The organism is Bradyrhizobium sp. USDA 4532, from assembly GCF_024171315.1.
Taxonomy (GTDB): Bacteria; Pseudomonadota; Alphaproteobacteria; order Rhizobiales; family Xanthobacteraceae; genus Bradyrhizobium; species Bradyrhizobium australafricanum.
Genome location: NZ_JALJZN010000001.1, coordinates 6,536,317 through 6,547,396, shown reverse-complemented (window position 1 = coordinate 6,547,396; position 11,080 = coordinate 6,536,317). Strand labels below are relative to the sequence as shown.

9 protein-coding genes are annotated in these 11,080 nt (G+C 64.6%); 3 read left to right on the top strand and 6 right to left on the bottom strand.

The window, feature by feature from the left end:
- Positions 1 to 51: 51 nt before the first annotated feature.
- Complete coding sequence (locus J2R76_RS30115) at positions 52 to 918, bottom strand: 3-keto-5-aminohexanoate cleavage protein (RefSeq protein ID WP_057021261.1); 867 nt, start codon at positions 916 to 918, stop codon at positions 52 to 54.
- A gap of 214 nt (positions 919 to 1,132) precedes the next feature.
- Here J2R76_RS30115 and J2R76_RS30110 point away from each other — a divergent pair, with 214 nt between their 5' ends.
- A complete protein-coding gene (locus J2R76_RS30110) occupies positions 1,133 to 2,356 on the top strand; it encodes an ABC transporter substrate-binding protein (protein ID WP_076834865.1) in 1,224 nt (407 codons plus the stop codon).
- A gap of 143 nt (positions 2,357 to 2,499) precedes the next feature.
- Here the strand turns inward: J2R76_RS30110 and J2R76_RS30105 are convergent, their stop codons facing one another.
- The 4 genes from J2R76_RS30105 to J2R76_RS30090 all read right to left on the bottom strand — a co-directional run bounded on the left by J2R76_RS30105 (position 2,500) and on the right by J2R76_RS30090 (position 6,757).
- Positions 2,500 to 3,330, bottom strand: a complete 831-nt coding sequence (locus tag J2R76_RS30105; RefSeq protein ID WP_057021202.1) for a helix-turn-helix domain-containing protein — start codon at positions 3,328 to 3,330, stop codon at positions 2,500 to 2,502.
- A 174-nt stretch (positions 3,331 to 3,504) separates the two neighbouring features.
- A complete protein-coding gene (locus J2R76_RS30100) occupies positions 3,505 to 4,161 on the bottom strand; it encodes a glutathione S-transferase family protein (protein WP_076834864.1) in 657 nt (218 codons plus the stop codon).
- Complete coding sequence (locus J2R76_RS30095; protein ID WP_057021200.1) at positions 4,161 to 5,330, bottom strand: acyl-CoA dehydrogenase family protein; 1,170 nt, start codon at positions 5,328 to 5,330, stop codon at positions 4,161 to 4,163. Before J2R76_RS30095 ends, J2R76_RS30100 begins: the two co-directional genes overlap by 1 nt.
- 290 nt (positions 5,331 to 5,620) lie before the next feature.
- Complete coding sequence (locus tag J2R76_RS30090) at positions 5,621 to 6,757, bottom strand: acyl-CoA dehydrogenase family protein (protein WP_057021199.1); 1,137 nt, start codon at positions 6,755 to 6,757, stop codon at positions 5,621 to 5,623.
- 215 nt (positions 6,758 to 6,972) lie between these two features.
- On the opposite strand from J2R76_RS30090, the gene J2R76_RS30085 reads away from it, so the two are divergent.
- The gene (locus tag J2R76_RS30085) at positions 6,973 to 8,514 is read left to right on the top strand and encodes a long-chain fatty acid--CoA ligase (protein WP_057021198.1); all 1,542 of its coding nucleotides are present in this window, start codon (positions 6,973 to 6,975) and stop codon (positions 8,512 to 8,514) included.
- A gap of 125 nt (positions 8,515 to 8,639) precedes the next feature.
- Positions 8,640 to 9,860 carry an ABC transporter substrate-binding protein gene (locus tag J2R76_RS30080; protein ID WP_076834863.1) on the top strand — a complete coding sequence of 407 codons (1,221 nt, stop codon included), beginning with the start codon at positions 8,640 to 8,642 and terminating at the stop codon, positions 9,858 to 9,860.
- Positions 9,861 to 10,135: 275 nt separating this feature from the next.
- Here J2R76_RS30080 and J2R76_RS30075 read toward each other — a convergent pair whose 3' ends face one another.
- Entirely contained in the window at positions 10,136 to 10,900 is a 765-nt protein-coding gene (locus J2R76_RS30075) for a helix-turn-helix transcriptional regulator (RefSeq protein ID WP_076834862.1), read from the bottom strand.
- Between the last annotated feature and the right edge of the window lie 180 nt (positions 10,901 to 11,080).

Sequence of the window (11,080 nt, the reverse complement as noted above, 5' to 3'; positions counted from 1 at the left end):
AGGTGTGGCGCGAGATTCCGGGTTCACGCTTCGCGTGCCCCGGAATGACGGTCAGTGTCGCGTTCCAAAAATCTGCCGCGCCTCGGCCGGGCTCGCGATCTCGCGGCCGGCGCGGCGCGCGCAGGCGGCGAGACCTTCGACGAGCTGCCCGTTCGACGTCACCTTGGTGCCGTCGCCGAGATAGAACGTATCCTCGAGCCCGCTGCGCAGATGGCCGCCGAGGTCGGCGGCGCGCTGGTGCAGCGGCCAGATCTCGGCACGGCCGATCGCGGTGACCTGCCAATGCGCCTCCGGCGCCTTCAGCTTCAGGAGGATCGGCAACAGCTCCGGATCGGCCGGCATGCCCGAGGCGACGCCCATCACGAAATTGTATTCGAGCGGACCGGAATACATCCCGGTCTGCCGGTACATGCCAACGCAACGCACGATGCCGACATCGAAGCACTCGAATTCGGGAATGGTGCCGGCCGCCTTCATCACGTCGAGATAGTCCTGCACCTTCTCGACCGCGTTATCGAACATCATCGGCGGCCAGGCCCAGGTGTTGTCGGCCTTCACCTTCAGATAATTCAGCGAGCCGGCATTGCAGGCGGCGATCTCGGGCCGCGTCTCGCGCACGCAATCGAGCGCGCCCTGGTAGTTCGGGCCAGAGGTGCCGGTGGTGTGGTTGATGATCACGCCGGGGCAGGCCTCGCGGATCGCCTGCTGGATCTCCTTGCTGACGCCGACATCCCACGACGGCAGGTGGCCCTTGTTCGGCTCCTGCTGCCGCAGATGGATGTGCATGATGCTGGCGCCGGCGTTGAACGCGGCCTTGGCCTCGCGCGCCATCTGTTCGGGCGTCACCGGAACGTTGTGCTGCTTCGGGTCGGTAAGCACGCCGTTCAGCGCGCAGGTGATGACGGCCTTGTCGCTCATGGGTCTCTTGTCCGCTTTGCAGCGCACATGCGCTGCTGATTTCGCCATGATGAGAACTTTGCCTTCGCGCCATCTTGCGTTGACTGGCTAAGTGGATGCGGCGACGACACGATCTGCCGCCAGCCGGTTAACACAAGACGCGGCGCCCGTATCACGCCTAACCTTGCTGCCAAGCAGAAGCGGCGCAACAAGCCGGCATCACGGGGAGAACGTCATGGTCTCGATCAACCGGCGCACATGGCTCACCGGCGCGGCAGGCGCGGGACTTGCCGCGGTCGCGGGTCTTAAGCCTTCGCTGGCCGACGACACGCCAGGCGTCACCGCGACCGAGATCAGGATCGGCAGCACCACCTCCCTGAGCGGCCCGGTATCCGCGCTCGGCGTGCAGGCGCGCTGCCAGGAAGCCTATTTCAAGATGCTGAACGAGCAGGGCGGCATCGCCGGCCGGCAGATCAAATACATCTACTACGACGATGCGTTCAACCCGGCGAAGACGGTCGAGCAGGTGCGCCGCCTGATCGAAAGCGACAATGTCGCCTTCCTGTTCAACATGCTCGGTACCGCGCCGAACTCGTCGGTCGTCAAATACATCAACGCCGCCAAGGTGCCGCACTTGTTCCTGTCGGTGAATGGCGACAAATGGGGCGACTACAAGACCTATCCCTGGACCATGGGCTTTGCGCCGAGCGCGCGGACCGAGGCGCAGGTGTTCGTCAAGTATGCACTGAGCCAGAACAAGAACGCGAAATTCGCGGTGCTCTACCAGAACGACGACCTCGGCAAGGATTTCGTCGCCGGAGCCAAGGACGTGCTCGGCGAGCGGTTCGCGACCGCGGCCGTGGTGGCCTCGCACGAGGTTACCGATCCCACGATCGATTCCCAGATCGTTGCGCTGCGCGGCGGCAACCCAGATGTGCTGATCTCCGGCACCACGGCAAAGTTCTGCGCGCAGTCGATCCGCAAGATCTATGAGCTCGGCTGGAAGCCGATGCACTTCATCGCCAGCGGCGCCGCCTCGATCTCCTCGACCATCGCGCCTGTCGGCCTCGACAAGTCGCAGGGCACGATCTCGTCGGCCTATGTCAAGGACGTCGCCGACCCCGCCTGGGCCAATGATCCCGGCGTGAAGAACTTCCTCGCCTTCATGGAGAAGTACTTCCCCGACGGCAATCCGAAGGAAGGCTACAACCTCTACGCCTACACGGTGGCGCAGGTGCTGAAGATCGTGCTCGAGCAGTGCAAGGGCAATTTCACGCGCGACAACATCATGGCGCAGGCCAACAACCTGAAGGACATCGAGGTGCCGACGCTGTTGCCCGGCATCCGCGTCAACACCAGCCCGACCAATCATCACCCGCTGCAGCAGCTTCAGCTGCAACGGATCGAAGGTCCGGGCTGGCTGCGGTTCGGGGAGGTGATCCAGGGCGCGAATTTGTAGCGGAGAACAACCCCAATGTCGTCCCGGCGAAGGCCGGGACCCATAACCACCGCTGCTCATTATTTAACAGCGCGTCTGCCATCCCGCATCACGGATAGATCACGCGGTATGGGTCCCGGCGAAAGCCGGGACGACAGCGGAGGTTACGTCAGCGCGCGCTCGCTCGCGGTTTGCCCGGTGCGGTAGATCGCAAGGTCCCGCGAGCCGGAGAAGATCGCGCGCGGCTTCAAGCCATAGAAGCGACGGATCGAGTGGCTGAAATGCGTGCTATCGGGATAGCCGATATCCTGCGCGAGATGCGCGAGGTTGATGTCCTGGTTGGCGAAGTGCAGCAGATGCCGCGCGCGCTTCCAGGCGCGGAAGGAGCGGAACGAGATCCCGGTCTCCTCCTTGAACAGATGCAGGAAGCGCGAGGGCGATAGCCCGGCCTCGGCGGCGCAGCCTGCCGCGGTCACCGGCTCGCCGGAGAATTGCCCGATGCGGCCGATCGCGCGCACGACACGCGGATCGAGCACGCGCTGCGGCAGCGCGTCGCCGAAGCACATGGTGTCGAACTCGGCATTCGCGATCGCGTCGCGATGCTGCATCTCGGCGAGCGTCGCATAGGCGTTGCGAATGCGATTGGCGAACAGATGGGAGTCCGATCCTTGCAGACGGCGGGCGACGGCTTCGAGCGTGCCGTCGGGCACGCTTTCCGGCTCGATCGCGACGCAGATCGCCGAGCGATATTCGCTGGTGATGGTGTGGCGCAGGTTCGGCATCGTCACCGCGAGTTCGCCATGCGACTCGCGGCCTTCGCTGGTCGACAGATGCAAGCCGTCGCGGATCGCGACATAGACATGGAATGCACCGGGACAGCGCTCGCGCGGGCGTCCGAGCAGCCCGGCATAGAACACCCGTTCCGGCGTGATCAGCATCCGGTGACCGGATTGCTGGCTGGAGCTCTGGCACTTCGCGTCCACGATCGCGTCCATGGCGGTTCCTCCTCGCGCGGCTCTTTGGGCCGCTGCGGCGGAGCTACCATAACGCAAATTCGCACGCTGTCACTGCAACGAAACGTCGTCATTCCGGGGCGATGCGACAGCATCGAACCCGGAATCTCGAGATTCCGGGTCTGGTGCTAACGCACCATCCCGGAATGACGAGCGCTAACGCCGCGCCCGCGGCGCAACGCTCTGTTCCTGACCGGCTTTTTGCTCCGCCGCGACCGCGCGCTGGTAACCGTCGCGCTGCTGCAGCCGCGCCCAATAGGCCGCGACATTCGGCCCGAAATCCTTGGCGAGGCCGATATTGCTGGCGAGACGGAGCGCATAACCGTTGGCGATGTCGGCTGCGGTGAAGCGTTCCGCGCAGAGGAATTCCGACTTCGCGGCGGCGGCCTCGACCGCGCGCAGGCGGCCCAGGAACCATTTTGCATAATCGCCCGAGACCTGCGGGTTGCGCCGCTCCTCCGGCTCAAGCTGGCTGTAGCGGAGCACCAGCGTCTGCGGGAAGGTCAGCGTCGCGTCGGAAAAATACATCCAGTTCAGGAACGCGCCATAGGCCGGCTCGTCGACGCCGACGATCAGCGGCGTCGGGCCGTATTTGGTGCCGAGATAATGGCAGATGCCGGAGGACTCCGTCATCCTGGTCTCGCCATCGATCATGAACGGGATGGTGCCGAGCGGATTGATGCCGAGATATTCCTTGGCGAACACCCGCGGCGGGAACGGCAGCATCTTCAGCTCATAGGCAAGCCCGAGCTCCTCCAGCATCCACAGCGGACGGAACGAGCGCGCGGCGTCGCAGTGATAGAGCGTGATCATCAGGCGTTTCCCTTTTGCTTCAGGCCAGGCAGCGTGCCCATCATCTTGCACAATACCATGAGCATGACCTCGTCGGCGCCGCCGCCGATCGAGGTCAGGCGGCTGTCGCGATAGGCGCGGCTGACCGGCGTCTCGTTGGTGAAACCCATGCCGCCCCAATATTGCAGGCAGGCATCGGTAAGCTCGCGGCCGAGCCGGCCGGCCTTCAGCTTGGCCATGGTCGCGAGCCGCGTCACGTCCTCGCCGGCCACCAGCGCCTCGCCGGCACGATAGATCAGCGAGCGCAGCAGCTCGACCTCGGTCTGCATTTCCGCGAGCTTGAAGTGCACCACCTGATTGTCGAGGATCGAGCCGCCGAACGCCTTGCGGTTGCGAGTGTAGTCGATGGTCTCGTTGATGATGAATTCATGCGCCTTGAGGCAGGCGGCCGCACCCCACAGCCGCTCCTCCTGGAACTGGATCATCTGGTAGGTGAAGCCCTGGCCCTCCTCGCCGATCCGGTTGCGCTTCGGCACCCGGACATTGTCGAAGAAGATCTGCGCCGTATCCGACGAACGCATGCCGAGCTTGTCGAGCTTGCGCGCGATCTGCACGCCCTTTGTCTTCATGGGCACGCAGATCAGCGACTTGTTGCGATGGACCGGGCCGTCGCTGGTGTTGGCGAGCAGGCAGATCCAGTCGGCCTGGGTGCCGTTGGTGATCCACATCTTGCCGCCATTGATGACGTAGTCGTCGCCGTCGGCGCGCGCACTGGTCTTGATCGAGGCGACGTCGGAGCCGGCGCCGGGCTCGGAGACGCCGATGCAGGCGACCTGATCGCCGGCAATCGCCGGGCTGAGGAATTCGCGCCGCACCTCGTCGGAGCCGAACCGCGCCAGCGCCGGCGTCGCCATGTCGGTCTGCACCCCGATCGCCATCGGCACGCCGCCGCAGGTGATGGCGCCTAGCTCCTCGGCCATCATCAGCGCGTAGGAATAATCCAGTCCCTGGCCGCCGAACTCGACCGGCTTGTTGAGGCCGAGGAAGCCAAGATCGCCGAGCTTCTTGAACAGCTCATGCGCCGGGAAGATGTCGGCCTTCTCCCATTCGTCGACATGGGGATTGATCTCGGCCGCGATGAACTTCTGTAGAGCGCGGCGCGGTTCGTCGTGGTCGGCGGTGAAGAGCATGTTCTCGAACTATCCTTTGTCATTCCGGGGCGATGCGAAGCATCGAACCCGGAATCTCGATCCATTACCTCTGGATTCCGGGTTCGCGCTGGCGCGCGCCCCGGAATGACCTTGCCTTCTCACCTCCCCCTGAAAGGGGGAGGTCGGCACGTTCGGCTATGCCGAGCGGGCCGGGTGGGGGTCAAACTAGCAGTCCGACTCGCGGCTTGACCCCCACCCTGCCCTCCCCCTTTCAGGGGGAGGGTTCACAATCCGCCTTTTCGCCGCGACCACATCATCACCTGACGCGATCACAACCCCATCTGCCGGCTCGCGAGGTCCTTCATGATCTCCTCGGTGCCGCCGCCGATGGCGTTGACCTTGACCTCGCGGTAGATACGCTCGACCTTGACGCCGCGCATGAAGCCGGCGCCGCCGAAGATCTGCACCGCCTCGGAGGCGCAATGCGCCATGGTCTGGGTCGCCTGATTCTTCATCATGCAGATCTCGGCGACCGGGCTTTCGCCCTGGCCGAGCCGCCATGCCAGCATTTCCAGCATCGCCTGCGAGACCGCGACCTTCTGTGCCATGTCGACGATCTTGTGCCTGATCACCTGGTGCTGCGCGATCGGCTTGCCGAACGTCTTGCGCTCCTTGGCATAGGCGACCGCCTCGTCGAGGCAGACGCGCGCATAGGCGGTGCAGCTCGCCGCCATGCCCATGCGCTCGCTGTTGAAGTTCTGCATGATGATCTTGAAGCCCTGCCCTTCCTCGCCGATCAGGTTCTCGACCGGCACGCGGCATTCGTCGAAGTGAAGCGTCGCGGTATCCGACGCCCACCAGCCCATCTTCTTCAGCTTGGTGCGGGACAGACCGGGCGTATTGCCTTCGATCAACAGCAGGCTGACGCCGCCGGGACCTTCGCCGCCGGTGCGCACCGCGACCGTCAGATAGTCGGCGCGCATGCCCGAGGTGATGAAGGTCTTCTCGCCGGAGACGACGTAGTGATCGCCGTCGCGCCGCGCCCTGGTGCGCAGGTTCGCGACATCGGAGCCGCCGCTCGGCTCGGTGATCGCGAGCGCGGAGATCTTCTTGCCGGCGAGCACCTCCGGCAGCACCCGCGCCTTGACCTCGGGTCGCGCGGCACGGGCGATCGGCGGCGAACCGATGGTGTGGCTCATCAGGCTCGAGGAGACGCCGCCGGCGCCGGCACGCGCCAGCTCCTGCGAGGCCACGATTCTCATGAACTGGTCGGCGGCGATGCCGCCATATTCTTCCGGGAAGCCGAGGCCGAGTAGCCCGATCGCGGACGCCTTGGCATAGAGCTCGCGCGGAAACTCGCCGTCCTCGTCCCATTGATGGGCATAAGGCTCGATTTCCCTGGCAACAAAGCGCCGCATCACCTCGCGAAAGGCCTCATGCTCGCCGGTGTAGAACGGGTTTGCCATCCGCGTGCTCCGTTGATTCTTCCCTCCGACGATGTCCGGATTTCTCCCGGTTCACTTGCGTCGAGTGGCTGCCATCGGTGCCGACGCCCGGTCCGGCGATTTGCCAGCCACTAAACGCAAGACAGTATCCTTATACGCCCCCTCCACTGCCAATTCATGGCATCAATTGAGCCAGGAACAGGCGGCGCAAGACTGCCGTTCCGGAGGAGGGAAATTTGCCGGTTCGTTACTACGACTGGATCGCGCATCATCGCCGGCGCACGCCGGACAAGATGGCGCTTGTCGATCTCGCCAGCGGACGCCGCTTCAGCTATGCGGAGCTCGACGCCCGCGTGTCGCGGCTCGCGGCCTGGCTGCGCGATGGGCTCAAGGTTGCCAGCGGCGACCGCGTCGCGGTGCTGGCGCTGAACACGACGGATACGCTGGAGGTGCAGTTCGCCTGCTTCCGGATCGGCGCGATCTTTCTGCCGCTCAACACCCGCCTCACCGTTCCCGAGCTGCGCTACATCACCGGCGACGCCGCGCCGAAGGTGATGATCCATGACGACGACCTCGCCGAGACCGCGCTTGCGGTGGCAAAGCTCTGCAATGTCGCTGCGACCGTGAGGCTCGGCCCGGGCGGCGCCTATGAGACCGGCATTGCGGCAGCCGCGCCGCTCGAACGGTTCGAGGAGGTCATGCTCGATGACATCTCGACCATCATGTACACCTCGGGGACGACGGGCCAGCCCAAGGGCGCGATCATCACTCATGGGATGACGTTCTGGAATTGCGTCAATCTCGGCGGCCCCGCCTACATCTCGCCGGCCTCGGTGCTGCTCACGGTGCTGCCGCTGTTCCACACCGGCGGGCTGAATTGCTACACCAACCCGGTGCTGCATGCCGGCGGCACCGTGCTGATCATGCGCGCCTTCGATCCCGGCGAGGCGCTGAAGCTGATCGGCGATCCCTTGCAGGGCATCAACGTGTTCTTCGGCGTGCCCGCGATCTACCAGTTCATGGCGCAGCATCCTTCCTTCGCCACAGCGGATTTCAGCCGCCTCGTGATTGGCGGCGTCGGCGGCGCGCCGATGCCGGTGCCGCTGCTCAAGACCTGGGAGGCGCGCGGCGTCGCGCTGCAGCAGGGCTACGGCATGACCGAGACCTCGCCGGCGGTGATGGTGCTCGACCGCGAGGATGCCGCGCGCAAGGCCGGCTCCTCCGGCAAGCCGGTGCTGCACACCGAGGTCCGCATCGTGCGGCCCGACGGCAGCGACGCCGCGGTCGGCGAGCTCGGCGAACTCTGGGTCAAGGGCCCGAACATCACGCCGGGCTACTGGAACAGGCCGGACGCCAATGCCTCCTCCTTCACCGACGGCTGGCTGCACACCGGCGACGCCACGCGGATCGACGAGGAAGGCTTCTACTACATCGTCGACCGCTGGAAGGACATGTACATCTCGGGCGGCGAGAACGTCTATCCGGCCGAGGTCGAGAGCGTGCTGCATCAATTGGCGGCCGTCGCCGAAGCCGCCGTGATCGGCATCCCCGACGAGCAATGGGGCGAAGTCGGCATGGCGATCATTGCCGTGAAATCCGGCCATTCGCTGACCCCGGCCGAGGTCCACGCGCATTGCCAGGCCAATCTGGCGCGGTTCAAATGCCCGCGCCTGATCGAATTCATCGAGGTCCTGCCGCGAAACGCGACAGGCAAAATTCATAAGCCGACGCTCCGGCAACAATTCAGCCGGCCGAAGCCAACCGATACCGCGGGGTGAGCCAGACGCGCGCCGCGCGTTCCGGAATTCGCCGCGACAAGGATTGCCCCGCTGCCGTCTGCCGGGACCGGCTGCGGGTTCGTTGCGTAAGTCCCCAACCAAGATCAATCGAGGAAATTTCCTTTATGAGAACAACAACACTGTCGCTGCTGGCAACCGCCACGGCGCTCTGCCTGCTCTCCACCCAGGCCGCCTTTGCACAAAAGAAGTATGATACCGGCGCCTCCGACACCGAGATCAAGATCGGCAATGTCGAGGCCTATAGCGGTCCCGCCTCCGCCTACGGCGTCATCGGCAAGACCGAAGAAGCCTATTTCAAGATGATCAACGACCAGGGCGGCATCAACGGCCGCAAGATCAACTGGATCTCCTATGACGACGGCTACTCGCCGCCGAAGACCGTGGAGCAGATCCGCAAGCTGATCGAGAGCGACGAAGTGTTCCTGGTGTTCAACGCGCTGGGCACGCCGACCCAGACCGCGGTGCAGAAGTATCACAACGCCAAGAAGGTGCCGCAGCTGTTCCTCGCCACCGGCGCCAGCAAGTGGAACGATCCGAAGGATTTCCCGTGGACCATGGGTTTCCAGCCGAGCTATCGCGTCGAGGCGCGGATCTTCGGCAAGTACATCCTGAAGGCCAAGCCGGATGCCAAGGTCGCGATCTTCTATGCCAATGACGATTTCGGCAAGGATTACCTGGTCGGCCTGAAGGAGATCCTCGACAAGTCGAGCGTCAAGATCGTCGCCGAAGAGAGCTACGAGACCACCGAACCGTCGATCGACTCCCACATCGTCAAGCTGAAGGACACCGGCGCCGACGTGTTCGTCAACATCTCGACGCCGAAATTCGCGGCGCAGGCGATCAAGAAGATCGCCGAGCTCAACTGGAAGCCGATGCAGGTGATGACCGACGTCTCGATCTCGATCGGCGCGGTGATGAAGCCCGCCGGGCTTGAAGCTTCCGAAGGCGTGCTGTCGGCCGGCTACCTGAAGGACGCGTCCGATCCGCAATGGAAGAATGACGAGGGCATGAAGAAGTTCATGGCCTTCGCCGAGAAGTACATGCCGGGCTCCAACCTCGCCGACGCCAATCTGGTCTATGGCTACGCCGCGGCGCAGACCATGGTGCAGGTGCTGAAGCAGGCCGGCGACAACCTGACACGTGAGAACGTGATGAAGCAGGCCGCGAGCCTGAAGGATTTTGCGCCCGACACGCTGATCCCCGGCATCAGGATCAACACCAGCGCGACCGACTTCGCGCCGGTCGAGCAGCTCAAGATGATGCAGTTCAAGAACGGGCAGTGGGAGCTGTTCGGCGACATCATCAGCGCCGAGACCGGCGGCTAGCGTGACGCGCACCGCCACCAAACATCAGCCATCGCGAAGCCGCCCATCCGGGCGGCTTCGTTTGTTTTGCGAATCGCGGGTGAAGCCAAGCCGAGCGACGCGCAAGCTATCTCACCGTCACCCTGAGGAGCCGCGAAGCGGCGTCTCGAAGGGTCGACGGCCGGGCTCTCTCCCGAGTCGATGCATACGGGCCGTGCATCCTTCGAGGCTCGCCCAGCGGCGCAATCGCGCCGCAAGGCTCGCACCTCAGGATGACGGACCTAACTCTGCCGTTGTCATCCCGGCAAGAAAATCGCGAACGGCTCATCGATCGTTCGACGCAAATGCTCGCGATAGGCGGCGTAGTTCGCGTCATCCGCCGACACCCGGCCGAGGCTGGGCTTGGGCACGTTCTTCACCGGCAGGAACGCGATCGGCGCGGCGACCGGCGTCAGCAGCGAGCCGCGGCCGGCGAGCAGCGTCGTGATGATGCCGTACATCTCGCCGGAATTGCGCGGGCGCGACACCGTGATCACGCGATGCTGGCCGTGCCTGTTGGTCACGAGGTAGACGAAGCCGGATTCATTGGGCACCGCGACTTCGCCGTACTGCGTATAGTCGGCGTCCTGCCGCTCGCCCTCGCGAAAGCCGAGCGACGACGACGCTTCGTCCCAGGTGATCTCCGTCCGATAGGCATAGAGCGCGCCCTGCTCGCCGAACGACGGCCGCACCGTGATGTAGGTCCCTTCGATGCGCGCCACCGCGCGGCGCGAATAGGACCCGAGGCTGTCGGGTGCGATCCCGCCATTGGCGGGTGCGGCCACCGTGATCGTCTCCGGCAGCTTGCGCAAGGACACACCCAGCGCCTGCTCCAGCCGCACGGTGGTCGCAAGCGTGAACGGGCGGCGGCCGCCGAGCACCTTCTCCAGGGTCGAGAGGCTGAGCTTGGCCTGCTCGGCCAGCGTCTGCCGCGAGATGCGGCGGCGCGCGATTTCCTCGCGGATGGTCTCCGCTACCTGCTGGCTCTGCTCGGCGGATAGCTGCTTGTCAGGCGTCGGCATCAAGATTCCTGCCCGGTTCCCCTTGATTCCGCGCAGTCTAGCAGACCGGACAATCCATCACCAAACCGCACAAATCCGCCTCAGCCGGCGGCGGGCCGCGCCGGACGGCGGCCAATCATTGCCGATCATTCTGCTCGCGCCAAAACCGCCGTTCTCCATGATCGCGAGGCAGCGAAAGCC

Excerpts from the sequence above, each read along its gene's own strand:
- J2R76_RS30115 (WP_057021261.1), bottom strand. The coding sequence starts at position 918 with ATGAGCGACAAGGCCGTCATCACCTGCGCGCTGAACGGCGTGCTTACC.
- J2R76_RS30110 (WP_076834865.1), top strand. The coding sequence starts at position 1,133 with ATGGTCTCGATCAACCGGCGCACATGGCTCACCGGCGCGGCAGGCGCG.
- J2R76_RS30105 (WP_057021202.1), bottom strand. The coding sequence starts at position 3,330 with ATGGACGCGATCGTGGACGCGAAGTGCCAGAGCTCCAGCCAGCAATCC.
- J2R76_RS30100 (WP_076834864.1), bottom strand. The coding sequence starts at position 4,161 with ATGATCACGCTCTATCACTGCGACGCCGCGCGCTCGTTCCGTCCGCTG.
- J2R76_RS30095 (WP_057021200.1), bottom strand. The coding sequence starts at position 5,330 with ATGCTCTTCACCGCCGACCACGACGAACCGCGCCGCGCTCTACAGAAG.
- J2R76_RS30090 (WP_057021199.1), bottom strand. The coding sequence starts at position 6,757 with ATGGCAAACCCGTTCTACACCGGCGAGCATGAGGCCTTTCGCGAGGTG.
- J2R76_RS30080 (WP_076834863.1), top strand. The coding sequence starts at position 8,640 with ATGAGAACAACAACACTGTCGCTGCTGGCAACCGCCACGGCGCTCTGC.
- J2R76_RS30075 (WP_076834862.1), bottom strand. The coding sequence starts at position 10,900 with ATGCCGACGCCTGACAAGCAGCTATCCGCCGAGCAGAGCCAGCAGGTA.